This is a genomic window from Peribacillus sp. RS7, assembly GCF_041956845.1.
Lineage (GTDB): Bacteria > Bacillota > Bacilli > Bacillales > DSM-1321 > Peribacillus.
The window spans coordinates 2,023,557-2,049,454 of sequence record NZ_CP168135.1 but is presented as its reverse complement, the minus strand read 5'-3'; the positions used below and the strand labels follow the sequence as shown (position 1 = coordinate 2,049,454).

The following is a 25,898-nucleotide window of genomic DNA, read 5'->3' as shown; positions in this document are numbered from 1 at the left end:
GCCATTTTCCTTAGAAAAAGTAATCATATCCTAAAAAAGAATGTGATGTTTGAAATATCCTAGCCGTAACGGATACAATATAAAGATGGAGATAAGACATTAATTTTAATCAAAACAGGGGGGTGAAAAACAAAGATGAATAGCGGAAGACGAATTGCGGAGGGTGGAGCCCTTTTGGCACTATATTGCATTTTATTGTTCATCACCATTCAAGTACCATTAGTGAATATCTTCACCACTTTCTTTTTACCCATTCCATTCATACTGTTCACAGCCAAACAAAAGTTATCGTGGAGCCTGGGTTACTTATTTATAGCCTCGCTGTTGTCAATCCTCATTGGGACGCTATTGTCTGTTCCGCTTACCTTACTTATGGGGGCAACCGGAATTGCGATCGGTTATTTTTTGAAAAGGGACAAATCGATGGCAACTATGTTCATAAGTGCAGTACTTGTCTTCCTGGGAGGCATTTTATTAATATATGCAGCTTCAGTGTTGATAATGGATGTTAATTACATAGAAGAATCGATGGATATGGTTGAAGAGTCCGTTGAAAATACAGTGGGCATCATGGATTCTTTTGGCCAGGCACCGACGGAACAAGTCAAAAAGCAGGTGTATGAAACTGTCGATATGTTAAACACACTGATGCCAAGTTTGTTCGTTCTGATGTCAGTCATCATGGTTTTATTGATTTTCTTCGCTGCGCATCCAATTGTGAAGAGGTTCAGTGATAAAACGTTAAAATGGCCCCATTTTCGAGATCTGCGACTCCCGAAAAGTCTTTTATGGTATTATTTAATTACGATGCTTCTTGCTCTTTTTGTGAATACGGACAAGAACAGTTTTGTATATATGGCCATAACGAACATATTTTTCATCTTGCAGTTCTTCATTTTATTACAAGGATATTCCCTGATATTTTATATCGCTCATGTGAAGTCATGGGCTAAAGCCATACCTGTTATAATCGTGGTTTTTTCTTTGCTGCTGCCGATTCCGATTATTACAACAGCCGTACGATTTTTAGGTATAATAGATTTAGGCTTTCCTTTTAGGGAGACAATCAAGAAAAAGGAATAGACTTTTTTGTAAAACAGATGCTTTTAGGAGCTGAAACTATGCCATCTTATTTGAAAGAATACTCGATTAAGTCCCCGTTGTATGGGATGCTGGCCGCGGGCGTTTTACTTTTGGGCGTACTGGCTTATTATAATTGGGTTATTGCACTTGTTGGACTATTGATTCTTGCTGGTTTATTTTATTTAACATTAAGAATGGTAGAAAAAAAGCAACGTAAGACAGAAGAGTATATAACGACTTTATCTTACCGATTAAAGAAGGTCGGCGAGGAAGCGTTATTGGAAATGCCAATTGGGATCATGCTCTTTAATGAGGATTATTACATTGAATGGACCAATCCATTCCTGGCTTCATGTTTTAGTGAAGACTCCTTGGCAGGAAGATCGCTCTATGATGTCGCGGACTCGATCGTTCCATTAATTAAGCAAGAGATCGAGACAGAGACACTTACGCTCCACGATCGGAAATTCAAAGTGGTCCATAAGCGTGAGGAAAGGCTTCTTTACTTTTTTGATGTGACGGAGCAAGTTGAAATCGAGAAATTATATGAAGATGAGCGAACGGCAATTGCGATCATTCTCCTTGATAACTATGATGATTTGACACAGGGTATGGATGATCAGCGTAAAAGCAGCATTAATAGCCTGGTCACCTCACTTCTTGATAAATGGGCAAGGGATAATGGCGTTTTCTTTAAACGGGTTTCCTCGGAACGATTCATCGCTGTCTTTAATGAGCATATCCTTCAGCAGCTTGAGAAGGGGAAATTCTCGATTTTGGATGAAATCAGGGAAACGACAGCCAAGCAAAATGTACCATTGACCTTGAGCATCGGGGTCGGCTCGGCCGTGTCATCCTTACCGGAACTAGGTACGCTTGCACAGTCCAGCTTGGATCTCGCTCTAGGTCGGGGCGGTGATCAGGTAGCAATAAAGCAAGCGAATGGTAAAGTGAAATTCTATGGCGGTAAAACCAATCCGATGGAAAAACGCACAAGGGTCCGTGCACGTGTGATTTCCCATGCATTGAAGGATATAGTCCTTGATAGCGATAAAGTCATTGTCATGGGCCATAAAAACCCGGATATGGACGCAATCGGTTCAGCGATAGGCATCTTGAAAGTTGCCCAAATGAATGAACGTGAAGGCTATATTGTTATAAACACCCAGCAGCTTGATAGCAGTGTCCTCCGTTTAATGGAGGAAATCAAAAATAAAAAAGAGCTTTATGCCCGGTTTATAACTCCTGATGATGCATTTGAAATGATTACGGATGAGACATTGCTGGTTGTGGTCGATACACATAAACCTTCCATGGTAATTGAAGAGCGGTTATTGAATAGGATCGATAAAGTTGTAGTCATCGACCATCATCGCCGGGGTGAAGAGTTCATCAAAAACTCGTTGCTCGTCTATATGGAGCCATATGCGTCTTCAACAGCTGAACTTGTAACCGAACTGCTTGAATATCAGCCGAAACGCAGCAAGATTGATATGCTGGAATCGACGGCGCTTCTTGCGGGTATCATCGTCGATACGAAAAGCTTCACCTTAAGGACGGGGTCACGTACTTTCGATGCAGCCTCCTATCTTAGGGCACATGGAGCTGATACGGTACTTGTCCAGAAGTTCTTAAAAGAAGACGTGGACACCTATATTAAAAGGTCAAAGCTCATTGAAGAGGTAATCTTTTATAAAAAGGGAATTGCCATTGCCTCGGCAAAAACCGATCAGGTCCATAATCAGGTGCTCATAGCTCAGGCTGCTGACACCCTATTGACCATGGATGGCGTTGTTGCTTCCTTTGTAATGGCTAAGCGATCTGATGATACAGTAGGCATAAGTGCGCGTTCTCTTGGTGATATCAATGTACAGGTGATCATGGAAATGTTGAATGGGGGCGGCCATTTGACAAATGCCGCTACTCAACAGGTATGCTCCATTGATGAAGCCGAAAGTCGATTGAAAGTAGCTATTGATGAATATTTAGAAGGGGGACAAAAAGAATGAAAGTAATATTTTTAAAAGACGTTAAAGGTAAAGGGAAAAAAGGGGAAGTTAAAAATGTTGCAGATGGATATGCACATAATTTCCTGCTTAAACAAGGATTGGCTGTTGAAGCAAATAATACAAATGTGAAAACGTTGGAAGCACAGAAGAATAAAGAAGAATCACTTGCTGCCGAGGAACTGCAACATGCTGAAGAATTGAAAGTCCAACTGGAGAAATTAACGGTTGAGCTATCTGCCAAAGCCGGTGAGGGCGGGCGTTTATTCGGTTCCATCACGACTAAACAAATTGCATCAGAGCTTCAGAAGAAACATGGTATCAAGATTGATAAACGCAAAATGGAGCTTGCTGACGGTATCCGTTCTTTAGGACACACCAAGCTTCCAGTCAAGCTTCATCCTGAAGTCACAGCGACACTTACTGTGCATGTGAAAGAAATTAACTAATTTTAGTTGTTTCATATCTGTGAAAAATTGATAAAATAGAGGTAGACGAAAAATGTGATTGGGCATGTTGTCCTTTCACTTTTTTCTTTTTCACTAGAAACATATAAAAGGTATCCTCTTAGAATGGGAGGTTTTAAGATATGATAGAACAATTTCAGGATAGGATTCCCCCTCAAAATATAGAAGCCGAACAGGCTGTACTAGGAGCCATTTTTCTTGAGCCCTCTTCATTGACCGTTACATCGGAAGTTTTGATTCCGGAGGATTTTTACAGAAGCTCTCATCAAAAAATCTTTAATGTGATGCTTAAATTGAATGACGAAGGAAAAGCTGTCGATTTGATTACGGTGACAGAGGAACTGGCTGCGACCAAAAACCTTGAAGAAGTTGGCGGAGTTTCTTATTTAAGTGAATTGGCCGGATCGGTACCTACCGCGGCCAATATTGAATATTATGCCCGCATCGTCGAGGAGAAGTCATTGCTTCGCCGTTTGATCAGGACAGCGACCAACATCGCCCAGGAAGGCTACAGTCGCGAGGACGAGGTCGAGGAGCTGCTCGGGGAAGCAGAAAAAACGATCATGGAAGTGGCCCAGCGTAAGAATTCCGGGTCTTTTCAAAATATTAAGGATGTATTGGTGCGGACGTACGATAACATTGAAGTTTTGACTACCCGTAAAGGGGATGTCACGGGAATACCGACCGGGTTTGCTGAACTGGATCGAATGACAGCCGGGTTCCAACGTAATGACCTCATCATAGTGGGCGCCCGTCCTTCGGTTGGTAAAACCGCCTTTGCATTGAATATCGCACAAAACGTTGCAACCAAAACGGATGAGAATGTAGCGATTTTCAGTCTTGAAATGGGTGCAGAGCAGCTCGTTATGCGTATGCTCTGTGCTGAAGGAAATATCAACGCCCAGAATTTACGAACAGGTTCCTTAACTGATGAGGATTGGCGTAAATTGACGATGGCGATGGGAAGCTTGTCGAATGCCGGCATTTATATCGATGATACGCCAGGTGTGAGGATTGGCGAAATCCGTTCAAAATGCCGTCGTTTGAAGCAGGAACATGGCCTTGGCATGATATTGATCGATTACTTGCAGTTGATTCAAGGCGATGGTCGTTCAGGCGACAATCGTCAGCAAGAGGTATCCGAGATTTCACGTTCACTCAAAGCGCTCGCCCGTGAACTTCAAGTGCCCGTCATCGCCCTTTCCCAGCTATCGCGGGGAGTGGAGCAGCGCCAGGATAAGCGCCCGATGATGTCCGATATCCGGGAATCAGGGAGTATCGAGCAAGATGCTGATATCGTGGCATTCTTATACCGTGATGATTATTATGACAAGGAATCCGAGAATAAAAACATCATTGAAATCATTATAGCGAAACAGCGTAATGGTCCAGTAGGAACGGTTTCGCTTGCATTCGTAAAAGAATACAATAAATTCGTTAACCTCGAACGTCGCTTCGATGATGATTCGATGTCTCCCGGGGCATAGAGAACAGCCTGCCATTCATGGAATGGCAGGCATTTTTTATTTTGGGAAAAAGAAAGGGGCTGGTGATAATAATTAAAGAAATCAAAGGGCAGAATAATGATTGACAATCCAAAACCAATTTTAAAACGGAAAGGATTTTTCATATTTACGAACAAATAATTTATTAAAATGTGTATTGTTCGGATTTTGTATTGACTTCCAGTTTGGATTATTGATAAAATAGGTTTGTTTGATAAGAACCGGTTAAAAATCGGTATTACGTGAACCTTTGGAGGTGCTTTATTCAGATGTCATCAGTTGTAGTAGTCGGTACACAATGGGGAGACGAAGGTAAAGGTAAAATAACAGATTTTCTATCCCAGAATGCGGAAGCCATCGCTCGTTATCAAGGTGGGAATAATGCAGGGCATACAATAAAATTTAACGGCGTTACCTATAAACTGCATTTAATTCCGTCAGGGATTTTTTATAGTGATAAAATTTGTGTCATTGGAAATGGTATGGTGGTTGATCCAAAAGCTCTTGTAGAGGAGCTTGCTTATTTACATAGTCACGGTGTAAGTACGGATAATCTTCGTATCTCAAACCGTGCACATGTCATTCTTCCTTACCATATCAAATTGGATGAAGTCGAAGAAGACCGTAAAGGCGCCAACAAAATCGGAACGACAAAAAAGGGTATCGGCCCTGCTTATATGGACAAAGCTGCTCGTAACGGAATCCGCATGGCAGATCTTTTGGATCGTGAAATTTTCGAGGAAAAATTGACTCAAAATCTTGTCGAAAAAAACCGTATGTTTGAACGTTTCTATGAAACGGAAGGTTTCAAGATTGAAGATATCATGGAAGAATACTATGAGTACGGACAACAAATTCAGAAATATGTTTGTGATACATCCGTTGTATTGAATGACGCACTTGATGAAGGAAAACGGGTATTATTCGAAGGGGCACAAGGTGTCATGCTTGATATCGATCAAGGAACATACCCATTCGTCACTTCATCTAACCCGGTTGCAGGTGGGGTTACCATCGGTTCTGGCGTAGGCCCTACTAAAATCAACCATGTAGTTGGAGTATGTAAAGCATATACAAGCCGTGTGGGTGATGGTCCTTTCCCTACAGAATTGCATGATGAAATCGGTAACCAAATCCGTGAAGTTGGCCGTGAATATGGTACAACTACAGGCAGACCGCGCCGTGTCGGCTGGTTTGACGCTGTTGTCGTCCGTCATGCTCGCCGTGTCAGCGGGATTACCGATTTATCATTGAACTCGATTGACGTATTATCAGGTCTTGATAAGGTCAAAATTTGTGTAGCTTATGAATACAAAGGCGAGATCATTCATGAGGTACCAGCGACCTTGAAAGCGATTGGCGAATGTAAACCAGTCTATGAAGAGCTACCAGGCTGGCCAGAAGACATCACGGGGTGCAAATCATTGGATGAGCTTCCAGAGAACGCACGCCACTATGTAGAGCGCGTATCCCAATTGGTAGGCATTCCTTTGACTACTTTCTCTGTCGGTCCTGACCGTAACCAAACAAATGTCGTGAGAAGCCCTTGGCGTCTAGCGTAATTCATGAAAAAGGAGCTGGCTTTTTTTGCCAGCTTCTTCTTTCTTTATTAGGGTGCATGCATCCTGATGTCACGTTCGTGAGGCATGGGATACAGAGTTAATGGAGTGAAACAGTAGTGAAAAATGAAAAAGATAAGAAAATTTTAATTTTTTTCAAAAAACTATTGCCTAAACTATATTAACCATGATATTATCAAAAGCGTCGTCACAATAGAACAAGCCGTTAACAACAGCAAGCGAGTAGCTGCATTGGAGATGTTAAGTTTACATCCGGCGAAGTTACATTTCATTAGAACGAGCCATTAGCTCAGTTGGTAGAGCATCTGACTTTTAATCAGAGGGTCGAAGGTTCGAATCCTTCATGGCTCACCATTTTTTTCGGCCCATTGGTCAAGCGGTTAAGACACCGCCCTTTCACGGCGGTAACACGGGTTCGAATCCCGTATGGGTCACTTCTTTATATAAATTCTTTACTGGTCCCGTGGTGTAGCGGTTAACATGCCTGCCTGTCACGCAGGAGATCGCGGGTTCGATTCCCGTCGGGACCGCCATTTTATTTTTTTGTTCTAAAATAGAATATTTGGCTCAGTAGCTCAGTCGGTAGAGCAAAGGACTGAAAATCCTTGTGTCGGCGGTTCGATTCCGTCCTGAGCCATCCTTTTTAAAAACGCCTTTCCTTTAAGGCGTTTTTTTGTTTTACATCAGAAGTATTTTAAATGAAATCTTGTTAATAGATTGTTAACGATTTGTAACATACCAATTTTGGCCAATTTGTCATATAACTCGCTTTTACCCATACGGGGCTTATATCCACTCCTTTTTTCGTAATTTACCGAACTATCCTCATTAACATATTTATTGGTACTTGTTGTCACCATTTATACAGTTCTATTACATTATGAAGTCTATTTCTTGTTTTTTTTCTTATTATGGTAGAGTTATGAGTGGAAAAATCATTAAATCAGTCATATGTATGTAGATATTTAAAATGGACTAATAAATCTCAAAATAAATTTGATTAGTTTCTTAATTGGTGACTGAGCCGTTAAGGAGGACAATATATGTTTAGCTCAAAAGGTAAGGGGATCATCCTGTTGATGGTTTCCGTCATTTTATTGCTTGCAGGAAATCGGGCAACGGCTGCAGGGATATCGGAAACTAACACCATTCAGCATGTTTACCTTAACGATGAGTTCGTCGGAAGTGTGACGGATGAAACGGAAATAGAGAAGGTCGTAGCCGAAAAGGTAGAAGAAGCACAGGAAGATTATCCTGACTTTACATTCGATAGGGAGACACAGCTGACGTTTGTACCTGAAGAGGTATTCGATGTAGAGGTTAAAGAGGATCAGGCTGTAAAGGGTATTCAAGATCAGTTGAATGTGAAGGCAGAGGCGTATGAAATCGATATAGATAATCAGGCGGTAGCCTATGTTGCGTCAAAGGATGATGCTGAGGACGTTTTGGAGAAAATCACTTTATTATATGTAAATGAAGAGGAATTCTCCGAATATGAATCAGTTAAAAAAGAAAGCGAAACGGACGCGGGAGCGTTAAAAGAACCGGGAAGCAGAATTCTGGACATCAAATTTTCAGTTCCCGTCACGTTTAAAGAAACAATGGTCGATCCAGATGAAATCAAGACCGTCGATAAAACCCTTTCCATGATTGAAGAAGGAAAGGAAGAAAAGACGATTTATGAGGCTAAGGAAGATGAGGATCTTGAATCAATTGCCACTAGGCATGATATGGACCTGGATCAACTGTTGGAGCTAAATCCAGGACAGGAAGAGGACAAAGGTATTAAAGAGGGAGAGCGTCTCTATGTGACCCAGCGTACGCCCTATGTGAACGTAATGGTAGAAAGAGAAGTTTTTAAGGAAGAGAGGATTCCTTTTGAAAAGAAAGTGAAGGAGGATGACGAACTTCCAAAGGGCGAACTCATTACTGAACAAATAGGCAATGAGGGGATTCGGGCATACACCTACGCAGTATCTGAAACAAACGGTAAGAAAATCAGCGAAACGATCGTAAAAAAGGAAGTCACGGAAAAAGCCAAAACAGAAATCACCAGAAAAGGCACGAAGGTCATTCCTTCACAGGGAAGCGGTACATATTCATGGCCTGCAGACGGGGGTTATATTTCCAGTAAGCAGGGCCAGCGTTGGGGGAAACTTCATAAAGGTATTGATATCGCCCGGCCAACCACCAGAACCATAACGGCAGCAGATCATGGAATAATCGAAACTGCCGGAAACTCCGGAGGGTATGGAAATAAGATAACGATCAATCATAATAATGGGTATAAGACAGTGTATGCCCATTTGGATTCAATAGATGTAAAAGCAGGACAAAAGATTGAAAAAGGCATGAAAATTGGCATGATGGGTTCAACAGGGCACTCAACCGGTGTCCATCTCCATTTTGAAATATATAAAAATGGGTCTCTTGTAAATCCGCTAAACTATATAAGTCAGTAATCGATGGAAGTCTTCGAAAAATATTCGAAGACTTCTTCTGCTTCATATATAGATGAGAATAATAGGAAAAAGGTGATTTAATGCCTATAAAATGATAAAGTAGAATAGATACAATTTGCTTTCATTCCGGTGTTCAGCCCCTTTTATTGGGTATATATATATAATTTTGTTGAATCAGGTTGTTAGATTGGTGCAAACAGAAGGAAAAGTGAATAAGGTCCCGGATAAGGACACGGTTTTTAATAGATTCAGTTTAGTTATTAAAAAGGAGATAAGTACATGGATAAGAAGATTCTGGTAGTGGATGACGAAAAGCCAATTGCTGACATATTACAATTCAATCTAAAAAAGGAAGGCTATGAAGTTTTTTGTGCTTATGACGGCAATGAAGCCCTCAAGATGGTAGAAGAACGGCAACCTGATTTGATTTTACTTGATATCATGCTACCGCAGCGCGATGGGATGGAAGTTTGCAGGGAAGTAAGGAAGAAGTATGAAACGCCAATCATCATGTTAACGGCTAAGGATTCAGAGATAGATAAGGTCTTAGGCTTAGAGCTTGGAGCAGATGACTATGTGACAAAGCCATTTAGTACCCGGGAAATAATTGCCCGCGTTAAGGCGAACTTAAGACGTCAGCAAGCTGTCCCGGTCCCAGATCAAGAAAATGAACCGAAGGAAATTACGATAGGAACGCTCACTATCCATCCGGATGCCTATGTGGTATCCAAGCGGGGCGATACGATTGAATTAACGCATCGCGAATTTGAATTGCTTCATTACTTGGCGAAGCATATCGGTCAGGTCATGACAAGGGAGCACTTATTACAAACCGTGTGGGGCTATGATTATTTTGGTGATGTACGGACAGTCGATGTAACGGTCAGGCGTCTTCGTGAGAAGATTGAAGACAATCCAAGCCATCCTGGTTGGATTGTAACTAGAAGAGGGGTCGGTTATTACCTGCGTAACCCTGAACAGGAGTAGTCCTTATGAAAAAGGTTGGTTTTTTTCGCTCAATTCATTTTAAATTTGTTCTGATTTATGTTTTGCTCATTTTCGTAGCGATGCAAATAATTGGGGTATATTTTGTTGGGGAATTGGAAGAAAATCTTGTCGGGAACTTCACGAAATCAATAAAAGGTCACGTTAACCTTCTTACCTACAGTATTGGTGAAGAAATGGAAAAAGAGAGGGGAGAGGAAGATCCAACCCTCGAAGAAGCGATTGATACGATATTGAAAGACCGGGATAACTCATCGAATGATATTTCGGAAGTACGTGTCATCGACACTCGCAGCAGGCGTGTGATCGGAACTTCAGTCCCAAGTAACCAAGGTATCGTAGGAAAGAAGACAACGGAAGCCCTTATTAAAAATACGCTGATTTATGGAAAAGAAGATAGTGATGTTTTTCGAGATCAGAAAACCGGCAGGCGGCTCTGGGTCCTTTCGACACCCATTGAAGCAAATGGGGAGGTCATTGGTGCCGTTTATGTAATTGCAGAGATGGAAAATGTCTTTGAGCAGATGGATGAAATCAATAGTATCTTCATGACGGGCACAGCCATTGCCCTAGTGATTACGGCCATCTTAGGAATCCTGCTCGCACGAACGATCACCAGGCCCATGTCTGATATGAGAAAACAGGCCCTGGTGATGGCGAAAGGGAATTTCTCCAGAAAAGTTAGGGTATATGGCGATGATGAAATTGGTCAGCTTGCCGTCACTTTCAATAATTTGACCAAAAAGCTTCAAGAATCGCAATCAAGTACAGAAGGAGAGCGGCGTAAGCTTTCATCTGTCCTTGCCAATATGACGGATGGCGTAATTTCAACGGACAGACGCGGTCGGGTGAACTTGATTAATGAACCGGCGGCACAATTATTGAATGTCTCGCGTGAAACCGTCATGAATCAACCAATCATTGAGGTTTTGGGTCTTGAAGAAGAATATAAATTCGAGGATTTACTGGAAGAGCGAGAGTCCGTGATCCTTGATTACAGCAAAAAAAATCGGCCATTCATTTTGAGGGGAAACTTTTCGGTCATTCAAAAGGAAACGGGATTCGTTAATGGCTTGATTACTGTTTTGCATGATATTACAGAGCAGGAAAAGATCGAGGGTGAACGCAGGGAATTTGTTGCCAACGTTTCACATGAACTGCGAACTCCGCTTACAACGATGAGAAGTTACCTGGAGGCATTGGCTGAAGGGGCATGGAAGGACGAGGAAATCGCTCCATCCTTTTTAAGTGTGACCCAAAATGAAACAGAGCGAATGATCAGGCTTGTTAATGATCTGTTACAGCTTTCGAAAATGGACAGTAAAGATTACAGGCTTAAAACAGGCTGGGTGAATTTCAATAAATTCTATGACCATATCATCGATCGTTTTGAAATGACGAAAAATGATGATATCACGTTTAAGCGTGATTTGCCTAAGGAAGCTTATTTTGTGGATATTGATGAGGATAAAATCACCCAGGTTCTCTATAATGTAATCTCCAACTCATTAAAGTACTCACCTGAAGGGGGTCAAGTGACTTTCCGTGTCAGGGCATCGGATGGCTTTATCATTGTGAGCATTACAGATCAAGGAGTGGGTATCCCGAAAAACGTCATTGATAAAATATTCGACCGCTTCTACCGTGTGGATAAAGCAAGGTCGCGGAACTTAGGTGGGACCGGGCTTGGTTTAGCGATCGCAAAAGAAATGGTCGTGGCGCATGGCGGGAAAATATGGGCGGAAAGTGTGGATGGAAAAGGAACTACCGTGTTCTTTACACTTCCTTACGAACAGGAAGAAGAGGATGATTGGTCATGAATTTTGAACGTGCAAAAAGCATCATACTGATTATTTTGGTTGGGACAAGCATTTTTTTGACTTGGAGCATTTGGACGTACGAGCCTGAATATGATAAATTTGGTGACCAATCGAATTATATAAAGATTAAAAGCGATGTCCAGATTGTTAGTGATGTCATTAAACCTGTCAGTATCCTTTTTCATGGAAATGGTCGACATTTCCAGACTTCCAATCCGGTAGAGATAAATAGAATGGAAAAAGAATTTTCGCAATGGAATTTTACCGGCGTAAAAGAGATATCCGTAAAAAGGCTGCAAAGGAAATTTGATGATTTTGTCCACGAAGATGGGTCGATTGAAATCGAATATTCCGATGAGGTTCCCATCTCCCTCTATAAAACGGTATTGGGTATTACGGATACGGAAGTGCCTGGATTTTCATTCGATAGAATCATCATTAAACAAAAGGATATCAGTGGTAATGAATCTGCCGTTTATTTTGTTTCCTACGATCAAGGGAAGATCTATCAAGGTATGGTCGACTCTAAAAGACTAAGGCGTTTTATGGATTTGTTTTATACGGGTTCTTACGATAGGCACCCTGAATATACGGCCGAAACCATAAACAGCAAAAGGACATTGTTCGTTCCTGAAAAACCAGTGACGATCAGCAAATTTCAATATTATATCGACTCTTTGGATATTGGAGACCTTAAAAACGCTCTATTTAATAATCCGAAGTATGTACGACAGGACTCCGTTTCGGTCGGTGAGGAATACACGGATGGAACAAGACTCATGACGGTCAATAAAGAGAATTACCTAATTTCTTATATCAATCCGGCACAAAAGAGCAAGTTATTTGACAGTTCCAGTGACCTTCTCCAAAAAGGAATAGAGTTCATCAATGATCATGCTGGTTGGGAAGATAACAATTACCGCTTTGCCTATATGTCGGAGAATGAGCAACGAGTGGTATTCCGCTTATTCGTAAATGGTTATCCGGCCTTCAATGAATCCGGAATGACCGAAATCGAGCAAATTTGGGGGAAAGAAGAAATTTATAGCTACGAGCGCCCATACTTTTCACTTGCCTCAGTCCTTCCGTCTGAAGGGTCGGAAATGACTTTAAAAAGTGGTAGAGAAGTCTTGAATCAGTTGAAATCGAAAGATAATATCGACTTCAAGAGCGTGGAGGACATCTCGATTGGCTATAAACTGCATAAATCCCTTGATTCCAAACTTGTCACACTAGTTACGCTTGAACCCACTTGGTATTATCGTATCGGCGATAAATGGTTTATTGTGCCTTTTGAAGAAGATACGGGAGGCGATCAAAGTGGATTGGAATAATACAAAATCAATATTCATCATGGTTTTCTTCGTTTTGAATATTTTTCTTCTTTATCAATTTCTGGAAAAGATAAATGACTACCAAATTGAAAATTTCACAGAGTCCACAACGGAAGAACTCTTGAAGGAAGATGAGATTTCAATAGAAACCCCACTTCCGAAACAAAAGAAGGATCAATTCCTGATTGCCAACAGCAAGACTTTCGAGAAGAAAGATATACAGTACCTGAAAAATCAAAAAGCAAAAATCATAGATGATAAGAAGCTTGTAGGTACATTTAAAACACCAGTTGGCATGAAAGCGGAAATTCATGCAGCAGACGTTGATATATTCCTGAAGGAGTATATATTAAATGGAAATGAGTATCGTTTTTGGAGCTATGATCAAATCAACCAGACCATCACCTGCTATCAGGTGGCAGATAAAAAGATGTTTTATAATAATAGTAAGGGGAAGGTCACTCTATATCTGAACAAGAAGGGTGAAATCGTTTCCTATGAACAGATGTATTTAGAGGGAATTGAAAAATTCAATAAACCTAAAGAATTGGTATCTGCCTTAAATGCTATTGGAGCATTGTATAGAAATGGTGATATTAATCCCAAAAACACAGTCACGAATGTAGAACTGGGTTTTTATAATTCGCTGCAGACGACATCTGTGTCACATTTACTTGTGCCAACATGGTGGGTGGTCATTGATGATGAAACAGATCTCTTCGTGAATGCTTTTGATGGAGAGGTCATTGAATTGAATACAGAAGAAAAAATACTGGAGTGAGTATAGATGACTATGCATTTTAGTGTTCTCGCAAGCGGGAGTACAGGAAATGCCTTATTCGTGGAAACGGAGGATCAATCATTCCTTGTCGACGCCGGTTTAAGCGGTAAGGCCTTGGAAGCATTGTTTCAGGATATAGGCCGTGATATGTCGAAGTTATCCGGTATCCTTGTTACCCATGAACACAGCGACCATATTAAAGGACTTGGCGTGGTTGCCAGAAAACATAAACTCCCGATATATGCTAATGCAAAGACATGGAATGCCATGGATCGATCAATCGGTGAAATTGCAACCGATCAAAAGTTCACATTTGAAATGGAACAGGTCAAAACATTCGGCAGTCTTAATATAGAATCTTTCGGCGTTTCACATGATGCGGCAGAGCCGATGTTTTACGTCTTTCATCATGAAGATAAGAAACTCGTGGTCATTACTGATACAGGGTACGTAAGTGATCGCATGAAAGGAATCATCTCGAATGCCGATGCATATGTATTCGAAAGTAACCATGATGTGTCCATGCTCAGGATGGGAAAATATCCATGGAGCATTAAGCGCCGGATTTTAAGTGATGTCGGACATGTTTGTAATGAAGATGCCGCCCTTGCAATGAGTGAAGTGGCCGGTGATAAGACCAAGCGGATTTACTTGGCCCACTTAAGCCTTGATAACAATATGAAGGATCTAGCGAGAATGTCGGTAGAACAGACGTTAAAGACAAAGGGGATCATCGTTGGTGATCAATTTTCCTTATATGATACTGACCCGAAAAGACCAACTGAACTTGTTACCTTATAAAAAAAAAGGAATGGATGAGGGATACCTTGTTCATTCTTTTTTATTTTTAAAATTTCGATTCGTAAGTTACTATTCGGATTAAAAGGGGTATCGTTTGGTTAGAACTGTATAGGAAAAAGAAAAGTATTTTAAGTTTTCCCTAAAATAAAGGCATGCTTTTTTTTAGAAAAATTTCGGTAATTGAGTATAATTGAGGGAGGATACCAAACAATAGAATTGCTATAATTCAATCCTAAAATGAGAGGATGGAGCGGTCTTGGGTTATTATGATCAGAATGAGGAGAACCAAAATAAACGGAAAAAGAGCCATACGAGCTATTTTCTAGCTGGCTTGGGAGGCGCCATCATCGGGGCCTTACTTATTTTATTAGCCTTTCCAGGAAGTGGACTTTTAACTAAAGAGGATAACGAAATTAAAACGGAAAAATCAACGGGAGGTGAGTCCACGGAGCAGTCCCAGCAAAACCTTACAGTTGATGTAACAAGTGCCGTCACCAATGCCGTTGATAAAGCCAGCGACGCAGTGGTAGGCATCACGAACATTCAGGAAACGAACTTCTGGGGTCAAGGGAGCAATGCCGAGGACAGTTCAGCTGAAGCTGGCACTGGTTCTGGTGTTGTCTACAAAAAAGATGGTGGCAAGGCCTATATTGTCACCAATAATCACGTCATTGAAGGTGCCAATGAACTGGAAGTGACATTAAGTGATGGCACTAAATTGCCAGCAGAACTACAAGGCAGTGACCCATGGACAGACTTAGCCGTCATTGTCGTTAGTGGTGATAAAATCAAAACCATTGCAGAATTCGGAAAATCCGGCAAATTGAAACCTGGTGAGCCTGTGATTGCCATTGGTAACCCATTAGGCCTCCAATTCTCTGGATCCATCACACAAGGGATCATCTCTGGTTTGGAGCGTACGATAGAGGTGGATATCAATGAGGACGGACAAGTCGATTGGAATGCGGAGGTCATCCAGACCGATGCGGCGATTAACCCAGGTAACAGCGGGGGAGCACTCGTTAATATGTCAGGGCAGGTCATTGGAATAAATTCCATGAAGATTGCAGAAAATGCAGTGGAAGGAATCGGTCTTTCCATCCCAATTGATTCAGTTATTCCAATCATTAATGATATAGAAGAATTTGGTGAAGTGAAACGTGCCTTCTTGGGTGTAAACTTGGCATCTGTAGAAGAAATTTCCCAATACCATCAGCAAAATACATTAAAGTTGCCAAGGAAAGTTACTGCAGGCGTTGCAATTACAGGCGTTCAAAGCAACTCTCCAGCATCAAAAGCAGGATTGAAGGAATTTGATGTAGTTGTTGGAATGGATAATGAAAAAATCCATGATGTCGTCGAATTAAGAAAATACCTTTACAATGAAAAGAAAATCGGTGATAAAGTTAAAATCATTTATTACCGTGACGGAAAGAAGGCAACTACGGAAGTCACGCTTTCAAGCAGCGAAATCTAAAACGCAAACGGACAGGGGGCGGGCAATGCTTCCTGTCCTTTATATTTCCTTGCGATTTTCTTATTTTTTGTTACGATTACCTGTGGATATATAATGAAATTAATTGAGTTCACCCAACCTGTGGATAATTGGGAACAGAAGTACTTGGAATAATGAGAGAGAAAGGAGATATGAAAGATGAAATTATATTGCTGTCAGGAGCATGTTGACATGGCGCTGGATGAAGTGGTATACGAATGTGAAACCTATCCTGTTTTAACGCTGGTTCCTGAAGAAAATCAGTTATCAACAACCTGTGAATATTGTCGAAACGTGGCAATATATCTAGTAGGGAACTAATATTCCCATACAAGATGTGGATAGATTTTGTGGATATGTGGATAACTATTGTGGATAACATGTTTGTAACCTGTTCTTAACTTGTTCTTAACATTTTTCGAACAATAAACCTGAGGGTGGAATTGTTTAGATTCAAGCTTTTTGTTGTTCAAAATAATAGCTCTGTTGGAAAGTGGATCCTTGGAAATCCACCATTATTCTTTATCGGATCTGAACTTGATCGATCCAAATTTTTTACCGTTGCCGCTTTCAGGGGCAGCGGTTTTTATTTGAAGGGTCATGAAACCCTTCATTAAAAATTGGAAAGGATATGCTTGTTTTGCTTATAGGTCACTCTAAGGTATGATAATAGGTAGGCAAATCCGACAACTGATAGTAAAACCATAATGAAAGTTAGAGGATATATATGAAAATAACGATTATTACTGTTGGCAAGCTAAAGGAAAAATACTTAAAGCAAGGTATTGCTGAATATACAAAAAGGTTAAGTGCCTATGCTAATATAGAACTTGTTGAAGTACCTGATGAAAAAGCTCCGGAGAACCTGAGTGCAGCGGACATGGACATTGTAAAGCAAAAGGAGGGTGAACGGATCCTGGCTAAAGTCAGCCCGGACACCTACGTGATAACGCTTGAGATCAATGGAAAACAACTTACCTCAGAGCAGCTGGCCACTCATATGGATCAGCTCGCCACTTATGGAAAGAGCAAAATTGCCTTTATTATTGGCGGGTCGCTTGGGCTTGGCAACGAGGTATTATCAAGAAGTGATTATGCCCTTTCCTTCTCGAAAATGACTTTTCCGCATCAATTGATGAAACTGGTTCTAGTGGAGCAAATATATCGGGCTTTTCGGATAAATAGAAATGAACCATATCATAAATGAAAGAACTGATTACGGGGAAATTCCCCGTAAGGTTAACATATTAAATCTTAATGTAATGAAAAGAGGGTAACGAATGAGTAAAGAGTCCATTTATGGTTTAACATTCGAACAATTGACAGCATGGCTTTTGGACCATGGCCATAAAAAATTCAGAGCTTCACAAGTCTGGGAGTGGCTTTATAGGACACGTGTGACGAGTTTCTCTGAAATGACTGATGTTAATAAAGAGTGCCTACAACTACTTGAAGATCACTTTGTCATCCAGACTTTGACTGAGCACGTTAAGCAAGAATCGGCTGATGGTACGATTAAGTTCTTGTTTAAATTACAGGATGGAAACCTTATCGAAACGGTTATGATGAGGCATAAATACGGGATTTCGGTTTGTGTCACCACCCAAGTGGGCTGCAATATTGGCTGCAGTTTCTGTGCAAGTGGATTATTGGCCAAAAGCCGTGATTTATCCAGCGGGGAAATAGTGGAACAAATCATGAACGTACAACTGCATCTGGATAAATTGGAACAAGAAGATGCTGTAAGCCATGTTGTTGTAATGGGGATTGGCGAACCGTTCGATAACTTTGAAAATATGATAGACTTTTTGAAGGTGATCATGGACCATAAGGGTCTTGCTATCGCTGCAAGGCGTATTACTGTCTCGACGAGCGGTCTTGCGAATAAGATTTATGAATTCACCGATACTCAATTACAGGTGAATCTGGCAATCTCATTACATGCTCCGAATAATGAGCTCAGGACACGGATCATGAAAATAAACCGAGGTATTCCAATTGAAAAACTTATGAAATCACTCGATTATTATTTAGAGAAAACGAATAGGAGAATTACGATTGAATATATCCTATTGAAAGATGTCAATGATCATCAAGAAGAAGCCGAGCAACTTGCCGAGCTTCTTGATGACAAAAAACATCGTCTCTATGTCAACCTGATTCCATATAATCCTGTAGATGAACATAGTCAGTACCAAAGAAGTGAAAAAGAGTCCGTTCTCTCGTTCTATGATACGCTGAAAAAGAGAGGCGTAAATTGCAAAATCCGGCAAGAACATGGAACGGATATTGATGCTGCTTGCGGCCAGCTTAGAAGCAAACAAATCAAGAAAGCTGAAGCCCAATAATTTACTAAGAGAGACCCAAGCCATAAACCCCATCAAAAAGAGGCCGCATATTTTGCGGCCTCTTTTGGTGTGATTTTATTATTTAGCTATTTCTTTTACTGAGGCGACTTCATACGTAGTAAGCTCGCTGCCTAGAATTGGAGATTCTTTTTTAGCTTCACCGGAACTAGGTTCAGGACGTTTATGTGCAGCTTTGAATGCATCGCTATTTCTCCAAGCAGTAAAGTTATCAAGGTTTTCCCAATACATATTAACGCTCAATTCATCGTGATCCGATAAGTTCTGCGTTAATAATACTTCAACTTTTACGAAGCCTTCCGTTGTATCAAGTGGACCTGGTGCAGTAAATCCTGGGGCCATGACTGCCCCCATCCCTTTTTTGACTCTGATTCTATTCGTTACGATTATCATAAATCAGCACTCCTTTTGGACATCGGTTTTTAATCTACACCCTGTTTCCGCTTTAATCTCATACATATTTTAGCATATTGAAAGAAGCATGGTCCATTTTGATTAATCAAGATCATTAGCATCCTTTTTACTGATAATGAAGTTTCATTATATTGAAATAAGGCAATTGAATTTGGTTATTACAAGGTTTATCGATGTATATCGCGTATAATAGAACCTTGTATAAGGAAATTACGATTATGGAAACAATAAAGCAACATACTAAACAACAAAAGAGGCTGTTATATGAATGAATTAGGTTTTACTGATTATACATTAAGCGATGAAATTGTAAGGGCATTAGAAAGCTTGGGATATCAACATCCAACCGAAGTACAGCGTGAAGTGATTCCAGTGGCGCTGAAAAAGCGGGATCTTGTTGTTAAATCCCAAACGGGAAGTGGCAAGACCGCTTCATTCGGCATACCGATTTGCGAAATGGTCGATTGGGAGGAGAATAAGCCTCAAGCGCTTATTTTAACACCGACACGTGAGCTTGCTGTACAGGTAAAAGAGGATATCACGAATATAGGAAGATTCAAAAGGATAAAGGCTACTGCGGTTTATGGAAAACATCCATTCGCACTGCAAAAAGCGGAATTGAAACAAAAAAGCCATGTAGTCGTTGGAACACCGGGGCGTGTTCTAGATCATATCGAGAAAGGGACATTCGCCTTGGAACGCTTAACTCATTTAGTTATTGATGAAGCGGATGAAATGCTGAATATGGGCTTCATTGAACAAGTGGAAGCCATTATTAAAGAGCTTCCGAAAGATAGGGTAACGATGCTGTTCTCTGCCACATTACCTGAGAGTATAAAAAAGCTTTGTAAGCAATATATGAAAGATCCTTTGGATATTGAAATCAAAGCAAAGGGTTTAACGACGGAGAAAATAGAACATGCACTTATTGAAGTGAAAGAGGATGATAAGTTTTCCCTGCTTAGAGACGTCACCATCACGGAAAACCCCGATAGCTGCATCATTTTCTGTCGGACGAAAGATCGGGTGGACCAAGTATGCGAACAGCTAATGGATCTGGAATATCCTTGTGATATGATTCACGGCGGCATGCTTCAGGAAGATCGCCTTGCAGTGATGAATGAATTCAGAAGAGGGGAATTCCGCTATTTGGTTGCGACGGATGTTGCTGCACGTGGAATTGACATCGATAATATAACCCACGTGATTAATTATGACCTGCCATTGGAAAAGGAAAGTTACGTACATCGAACTGGAAGAACGGGCCGTGCCGGGAAAAAAGGAAAAGCCATTACTTTTGTGACGCCGTACGAAGACAAATTCCTTACTGAGATTCAAGGCTATATCGGCTTTGAAATCCCTAAGATGCCTGTTCCGACAAAAGAGGATGTCTCCAATAAAAAAATGGATTTCGAAGCGAAACTGGAAGCTCGTCCAAAGATAAAAAAAGATAAAAGTGAAAAATTGAATAAACAAATCATGAAGCTGTATTTCAATGGCGGAAAGAAAAAGAAAATCAGGGCTGTTGATTTTGTCGGAACTATCGCAAAAATTGATGGTGTGAATGCCGAGGACATCGGGATCATTACGATTCAGGATAATGTTTCTTATGTGGAAATATTGAATGAAAAGGGACCGCTTGTCTTGAAAGTGATGAAAAATACGAAAGTAAAAGGCAAACTTTTGAAGGTTTCAGAGGCCTTTAAGAACTAAAGGTGTTGAATGGAAAAGAAGCGGGAGCTTATCTAACCAAGGTTAACCAATTAAAATTGGTTAACTTCTATACCTGGAACAAAAAAAGTGGTGAAGTTTTGAGAGAAAACTTCCACCACTTTTTTATTGCTAACTTATATTTCATTTCAAAAAAAGCTTCTTTTATTTTTTTTGAAACTTTATAAATTCTAAATACATCATTGGGAAAACAATTATAAACATTATTATAAAACCTATTATTATTCCTACCAAACTTTTATCCTTAGTTATGGACATAGATACATAATAGAACGCTACACTCGTAATAATTAAATATAATAAATATCTTAAATACTTCATTTTGTTATATCAATCCACCCATTATTTTTATACCAATCCTTAGAATCTAAAAATTTTGCTATTGCTACACCAACATCTGCATAGTCTAAAGCAAAACTGACAGCACCACCAATTACTGTTGCTATAGCCACTCCTCTTACAGTTTGAATTCCAAGCTTCTTTGCTTGAGCTGTAGCTGTAGCTACCCTTGATATTCCTTCGGTAGCTGCCTTTTTCCTTTCTTCTTAATATAACTTTTTACTGCACTTACACCCCCACCAACTACTCCACCTATTGCTACATTGAAAACAGAACCTGCAAAGTAAACACCAACTCTTACTTTTCCTTTTTGTTTATTAGATGCATATACTTTTTCTGAGCCAAAAATTAATTTTTTTGCCTTAGAGAAGAAAGCTAATTCTTCAGATTCTGACTTTTCTACATAGTTTTCTTCTAATTGCTCTTGAGCAGCCTTTAGATCATTAAATGTTTCTGAATTTCCATCAAAAATACCTATAAGTGCTTTTTCTAATAACTCTACTTCCTCAGTACCAGAAATTGCTGCTGCTTCTTCAATTGTTTTTATAAATTCCTTTTTTTCAACTTCATTCATTTTTGATATATCTAAATTATCAACTTTAGCTTCAAAATTAAAATTTTCATCTAGTATTTCATGGTTAAATTCATCAGCACCATTTTCTGTGTTTACTCCTAAATCTTCAATCTCTGTATCACTTAACTTATCTAAATCATTATAAGTTAAATCTTCTAATAATGATTCATCCTCAAAATTTTCTCTAAAATCTTCTAATGAATCAGTTGTATTAGCAAAGGCTAAAAATGTTTCACCAACCGTTGGAAATAAAAAAATAAAAATAGTGAAAATTATAACTTTTGGTACAAAGAGTTTTCTCATATGATAATACCCTCCTTTTTAATAAATTAGGTTATTAAAATACAATAACTATAATAATCCATTTGGACTAAAAAATGGATCTAAATTTCTATTTACAATAAAAATATGAATGAAAAATATTAATATTAGGTATTTAGTCTATATAAAATTGCTCTTTCATAATGATAATAATTGGAAAACTCTTAGATAGACTTAGTTTTTTATATGTTTTGATAACCTCCCCTCGAAATGGTCCCGTCCTCACTGGAATCATTTTTTTTGTTTTATGATGACGGGAAGATTCTTTTTCTGAATTCTGTTTACCCGTCAAAATAGAGTGGTATATGAGGAAGGATAACGCAATTATACGAATTTAAAGTAAATACATACCACACGAATTAAACTGAAATTTTTGAACATGGAGGGGAATGAACAGGGATGACAAAAGTAAATGAAAGCGGAAGAATCGATGAACAAAGTAAGCAACGGCAATTGGAACAATATCGAGTGGACGATAATGGGAAAAAGATGACGACTAACCAAGGTTTGCGTATTTCCGAGGATGAACATTCTTTGAAAGCGGGAACCCGCGGTCCCACTTTGATGGAGGACTTTCATTTTCGTGAAAAAATGACTCATTTTGACCATGAGCGTATTCCTGAGCGGATTGTGCATGCACGTGGGTCTGGAGCACATGGATATTTTCAGGTATATGAGCCGATGACCGAATATACAAAGGCCAAGTTTCTACAAGACCCTACAGTCAAGACGCCAGTATTCGTTCGTTACTCCACGGTAGCGGGTTCCCGCGGATCGGCAGACTCGGTTCGTGATGTCAGGGGATTCTCGACAAAGTTTTATACCGAGGAAGGAAACTATGATTTGGTTGGAAATAATATTCCGGTATTTTTTATCCAGGATGCCATTAAGTTCCCTGATTTAATTCATGCCGTTAAACCTGAACCTCATAACGAAATACCTCAGGCTGCGTCTGCCCATGATACTTTTTGGGATTTCGTCGCCAACAATGAAGAAACGGCACATATGGTCATGTGGCATCTTTCTGATAGGGCCATACCAAGAAGTTTCCGGATGATGGAAGGGTTTGGTGTCCACACATTCCGATTTGTGAATGAAGAAGGTGTGGCCCATTTCGTTAAATTCCATTGGAAGCCTGTACTGGGAGTTAAATCCCTTGTTTGGGATGAGGCGCAGAAAATTGCAGGGAAAAATCCTGATTTTCACCGCCAAGATCTGTGGGAAGCAATAGATACTGGAAATTATCCTGAATTTGAATTTGGCGTGCAAATGATTAAGGAAGAAGATGAATTCAAATTCGACTTTGATATCCTTGATCCCACTAAACTATGGCCGGAAGAACAAATCCCGGTGAAAATAATCGGGAAAATGGTTTTGAACCAAAATACAGATAACTTTTTTGCAGAGACGGAACAGATAGCTTTCCATCCGGGGCATGTTGTACCGGGTATTGATTTTTCAAATGATCCGCTGCTTCAGGGTCGTTTATTCTCATACACCGATACCCAGCTATCCCGATTGGGAGGCCCGAACTTCCACGAGCTTCCCATTAATAGGACGGTTGCCCCCGTTCATAATAATCAACGCGATGGCATGCACCGAATGTCAATAAATCCAGGGCCGGTCAGTTATCATAAAAACTCCCTTGCAGGTAACTCTCCTGAACCTGCTTCAGAAGAGGAAGGCGGCTATGCACATTACCAGGAAAAAGTCGATGGCAGGAAGGTCCGTCAACGCAGTGAAAGTTTCAAGGATCATTACAGCCAAGCAAAACTATTCTGGAATAGCATGACGGAAGTGGAGAAGGAGCATATTATTCAAGCTTTCCACTTTGAAGTGGGAAAAGTGAAAAGTAAGGACGTTCAGCAGCAAATTGTCGAGATGTTCAGTAATGTTGATGTAGAACTGGCAGAAACAATCGCTATTGGAGTGGGGGTGAATCCTCCAACAAACAAGAGTGAAGTCAAAATGGATTTGGCTTCTCCGGCTTTAAGCCAAGAGCAAATGAAAGTGAACACGGCCGCAACAAGAAAAGTGGCAATCTTGGCTACCGATGGTTTCAACGGATCAGAGGTTAATCAAGTTTTGGAATCCTTTAAATCAACAGGTATAACTGCTGAAATCATCAGTAATAATCGTGGAGTGATTACAAGTTCAAAAGGACAGCAAGTTGAGGTGAATCAGACATTCCTGACAGCCGATTCGGTACTTTTCGATGCTGTATATGTGGCAGGAGGCCAGGAGAGTGTCGATACGCTAAAGGCATCCAAGGAACCAATTTACTTTGTTGATGAAGCTTACAATCATTTCAAGGCGATTGGTGCAGGAAAAGAAGGAGCCGAGATTTTAACGAAGGCAGGCATAGGTTCCATTGAGCCAGCCGGAGGCATTGTAGCTGTTTCGGAGAAAAATGGTGTAGCTGCCTTTATCGAGGCAATTGCCAAGCACCGTCACTGGACACGCGCTTAATTTTGAAAAAAAACCCCAGACTTGGAGTCTGGGGTTTTTTTTCAATAAAGACAGTTCGTATCAAGCTACTTCGCTTTTTCTTCAAGAAGCGATGCAATGCCAACAATCACCTTTGTGGCCAGGACCATATTATCGACGGAAATAAATTCATATTTGCCATGAAAGTTCTCTCCGCCCGTAAAAATGTTGGGTGTTGGCAGTCCCATATACGATAATTGAGATCCGTCCGTACCACCGCGTATTGGCGAGATTTTTGGTTTTATACCGAGTTTCTCCATTGCTTCATGGGCAATATCGACGATTTCCTTCACGGGTTCAATTTTTTCCTTCATGTTGTAATATTGGTCCTGTAATTCAAGTTGGATACGATTCTGCCCGTATTTTTCTTTTAAATCTTCGATGACTTTCGTTATATATACCTTACGTTCATTAAATTTTTGGCGGTCGAAATCCCTGATGATGTAAGAGAGCTTGGTCTCTTCCACATCGCCGTGAAAAGAAAGAAGATGATAAAATCCTTCGTAACCCTCCGTATATTCCGGTGCTTCTGCCACTGGGAGCTTATTATGGAGTTCCATGGCGATTTTAGCCGAGTTCACCATTTTTCCTTTAGCCGTACCAGGGTGAATATTCGTACCTTTGATCAGGATCCTGGCCGATGCAGCATTGAAGCTCTCATATTCAAGTTCCCCAAGTGGGCCGCCGTCCACGGTGTAGGCAAATTGGGCATCAAAAGCATCTACATCAAACTTATGTGGTCCCCTGCCGATTTCCTCATCGGGAGTGAAGGCAACACGAATTTTTCCATGCTTGATTTCCGGATGCTGTATCAAATAATCCATGGCAGTCATGATTTCGGCAATGCCAGCCTTATTATCTGCTCCCAACAGGGTTGTTCCATCCGTTGTAATCAAGGTATGCCCTTTGTAGTTCTTGAGCGAAGGGAAATCATTAGGTGAGAGGATGACATCCAATTTTTCATGTAAAGTAAGATCTTTGCCATCATAGTTGTCAACGATCTGTGGTTTTACATCTTTCCCGGTGAAATCCGTTGCTGTATCGACATGAGCCAAAAATCCAACTGTCGGAATATCCTTTTTTGAATTGGCTGGCAAGGTTGCCATGACATAGCCATTCTGATCAATTGTCACTTCCTTCATCCCAATGGATTGAAGTTCCTGGACCAATGTATTTGCCAAGGTCAACTGTCCGGGTGTAGAGGGGCATGATGGATTTGCCTCATTCGATTGGGTATCCACTTTCACAAAAGAAGTGAATCTTTCAATGATTTCATTTTTCACTTTCCTTCAACTCCTTTTTCCCTTATCTTACCATGATTGGTCGT

The 25,898-nt window shown here is 40.4% G+C and carries 21 protein-coding genes and 4 tRNA genes; 21 read left to right on the top strand and 4 right to left on the bottom strand.

Annotation, left to right across the window (positions count from 1 at the left end):
* Positions 1-135: 135 nt before the first annotated feature.
* The 19 genes from ACDZ29_RS10440 to rlmN all read left to right on the top strand — a co-directional run bounded on the left by ACDZ29_RS10440 (position 136) and on the right by rlmN (position 18,687).
* Positions 136-1,083 (top strand): YybS family protein, encoded by a 948-nt coding sequence (locus ACDZ29_RS10440; RefSeq protein ID WP_370016942.1) that lies wholly within the window; start codon positions 136-138, stop codon positions 1,081-1,083.
* 38 nt (positions 1,084-1,121) lie between these two features.
* The gene (locus ACDZ29_RS10435; protein ID WP_289327192.1) at positions 1,122-3,092 is read left to right on the top strand and encodes a DHH family phosphoesterase; all 1,971 of its coding nucleotides are present in this window, start codon (positions 1,122-1,124) and stop codon (positions 3,090-3,092) included.
* Positions 3,089-3,538: a 50S ribosomal protein L9 gene (rplI, locus tag ACDZ29_RS10430; RefSeq protein ID WP_289314148.1), complete on the top strand. Its 450-nt coding sequence runs from the start codon at positions 3,089-3,091 to the stop codon at positions 3,536-3,538. The genes ACDZ29_RS10435 and rplI overlap by 4 nt, the downstream gene beginning before the upstream one ends.
* Before the next feature lie 140 nt (positions 3,539-3,678).
* A complete protein-coding gene (gene dnaB / locus ACDZ29_RS10425; RefSeq protein ID WP_289314149.1) occupies positions 3,679-5,043 on the top strand; it encodes a replicative DNA helicase in 1,365 nt (454 codons plus the stop codon).
* A gap of 287 nt (positions 5,044-5,330) precedes the next feature.
* The gene (locus ACDZ29_RS10420; RefSeq protein ID WP_370016941.1) at positions 5,331-6,623 is read left to right on the top strand and encodes an adenylosuccinate synthase; all 1,293 of its coding nucleotides are present in this window, start codon (positions 5,331-5,333) and stop codon (positions 6,621-6,623) included.
* A 296-nt stretch (positions 6,624-6,919) separates the two neighbouring features.
* Positions 6,920-6,995 (top strand) — tRNA-Lys (locus ACDZ29_RS10415).
* Positions 6,996-7,003: 8 nt separating this feature from the next.
* Positions 7,004-7,075, top strand: a tRNA-Glu gene (locus tag ACDZ29_RS10410).
* Positions 7,076-7,098: 23 nt separating this feature from the next.
* Positions 7,099-7,174 (top strand) — tRNA-Asp (locus tag ACDZ29_RS10405).
* A gap of 31 nt (positions 7,175-7,205) precedes the next feature.
* Positions 7,206-7,278: transfer RNA gene (locus ACDZ29_RS10400), tRNA-Phe, on the top strand.
* A gap of 406 nt (positions 7,279-7,684) precedes the next feature.
* Positions 7,685-9,103 (top strand): peptidoglycan DD-metalloendopeptidase family protein, encoded by a 1,419-nt coding sequence (locus ACDZ29_RS10395; protein WP_375090807.1) that lies wholly within the window; start codon positions 7,685-7,687, stop codon positions 9,101-9,103.
* Positions 9,104-9,382: 279 nt separating this feature from the next.
* Positions 9,383-10,090, top strand: a complete 708-nt coding sequence (gene yycF / locus ACDZ29_RS10390) for a response regulator YycF (RefSeq protein WP_034316131.1) — start codon at positions 9,383-9,385, stop codon at positions 10,088-10,090.
* 5 nt (positions 10,091-10,095) lie between these two features.
* Positions 10,096-11,928: a cell wall metabolism sensor histidine kinase WalK gene (gene walK / locus ACDZ29_RS10385; protein ID WP_375090806.1), complete on the top strand. Its 1,833-nt coding sequence runs from the start codon at positions 10,096-10,098 to the stop codon at positions 11,926-11,928.
* Positions 11,925-13,262: a YycH family regulatory protein gene (locus tag ACDZ29_RS10380; RefSeq protein WP_375090805.1), complete on the top strand. Its 1,338-nt coding sequence runs from the start codon at positions 11,925-11,927 to the stop codon at positions 13,260-13,262. Before walK ends, ACDZ29_RS10380 begins: the two co-directional genes overlap by 4 nt.
* On the top strand, positions 13,249-14,043 hold the full coding sequence (locus ACDZ29_RS10375) for a two-component system regulatory protein YycI (protein WP_289327188.1): 795 nt from the start codon (positions 13,249-13,251) through the stop codon (positions 14,041-14,043). Before ACDZ29_RS10380 ends, ACDZ29_RS10375 begins: the two co-directional genes overlap by 14 nt.
* Before the next feature lie 6 nt (positions 14,044-14,049).
* A complete protein-coding gene (locus ACDZ29_RS10370; RefSeq protein ID WP_289327187.1) occupies positions 14,050-14,844 on the top strand; it encodes an MBL fold metallo-hydrolase in 795 nt (264 codons plus the stop codon).
* A 256-nt stretch (positions 14,845-15,100) separates the two neighbouring features.
* A complete protein-coding gene (locus ACDZ29_RS10365) occupies positions 15,101-16,321 on the top strand; it encodes a S1C family serine protease (protein ID WP_375090804.1) in 1,221 nt (406 codons plus the stop codon).
* A 177-nt stretch (positions 16,322-16,498) separates the two neighbouring features.
* Complete coding sequence (locus tag ACDZ29_RS10360; RefSeq protein WP_065310847.1) at positions 16,499-16,660, top strand: CxxH/CxxC protein; 162 nt, start codon at positions 16,499-16,501, stop codon at positions 16,658-16,660.
* A 406-nt stretch (positions 16,661-17,066) separates the two neighbouring features.
* The gene (gene rlmH, locus ACDZ29_RS10355; protein WP_289314158.1) at positions 17,067-17,546 is read left to right on the top strand and encodes a 23S rRNA (pseudouridine(1915)-N(3))-methyltransferase RlmH; all 480 of its coding nucleotides are present in this window, start codon (positions 17,067-17,069) and stop codon (positions 17,544-17,546) included.
* A 73-nt stretch (positions 17,547-17,619) separates the two neighbouring features.
* Positions 17,620-18,687, top strand: a complete 1,068-nt coding sequence (rlmN, locus tag ACDZ29_RS10350) for a 23S rRNA (adenine(2503)-C(2))-methyltransferase RlmN (protein ID WP_289314159.1) — start codon at positions 17,620-17,622, stop codon at positions 18,685-18,687.
* Positions 18,688-18,765: 78 nt separating this feature from the next.
* Here the strand turns inward: rlmN and ACDZ29_RS10345 are convergent, their stop codons facing one another.
* Positions 18,766-19,098 (bottom strand): heme oxygenase, encoded by a 333-nt coding sequence (locus tag ACDZ29_RS10345; RefSeq protein WP_289314160.1) that lies wholly within the window; start codon positions 19,096-19,098, stop codon positions 18,766-18,768.
* A gap of 285 nt (positions 19,099-19,383) precedes the next feature.
* Here ACDZ29_RS10345 and ACDZ29_RS10340 point away from each other — a divergent pair, with 285 nt between their 5' ends.
* Positions 19,384-20,832 (top strand): DEAD/DEAH box helicase, encoded by a 1,449-nt coding sequence (locus ACDZ29_RS10340; RefSeq protein WP_375090803.1) that lies wholly within the window; start codon positions 19,384-19,386, stop codon positions 20,830-20,832.
* Positions 20,833-21,167: 335 nt separating this feature from the next.
* On the opposite strand, the gene ACDZ29_RS10335 is transcribed toward ACDZ29_RS10340, so the two are convergent.
* Together ACDZ29_RS10335 and ACDZ29_RS10330 are read right to left on the bottom strand one after the other, a co-directional pair.
* The gene (locus ACDZ29_RS10335; protein ID WP_370016937.1) at positions 21,168-21,302 is read right to left on the bottom strand and encodes a hypothetical protein; all 135 of its coding nucleotides are present in this window, start codon (positions 21,300-21,302) and stop codon (positions 21,168-21,170) included.
* A 50-nt stretch (positions 21,303-21,352) separates the two neighbouring features.
* Entirely contained in the window at positions 21,353-22,066 is a 714-nt protein-coding gene (locus tag ACDZ29_RS10330; protein WP_375090802.1) for a hypothetical protein, read from the bottom strand.
* A 417-nt stretch (positions 22,067-22,483) separates the two neighbouring features.
* Here ACDZ29_RS10330 and ACDZ29_RS10325 point away from each other — a divergent pair, with 417 nt between their 5' ends.
* Positions 22,484-24,553 (top strand): catalase, encoded by a 2,070-nt coding sequence (locus tag ACDZ29_RS10325; RefSeq protein WP_375090801.1) that lies wholly within the window; start codon positions 22,484-22,486, stop codon positions 24,551-24,553.
* A 65-nt stretch (positions 24,554-24,618) separates the two neighbouring features.
* On the opposite strand, the gene pepT is transcribed toward ACDZ29_RS10325, so the two are convergent.
* Positions 24,619-25,854, bottom strand: a complete 1,236-nt coding sequence (gene pepT, locus ACDZ29_RS10320; RefSeq protein ID WP_375090800.1) for a peptidase T — start codon at positions 25,852-25,854, stop codon at positions 24,619-24,621.
* Positions 25,855-25,898 lie beyond the last annotated feature (44 nt).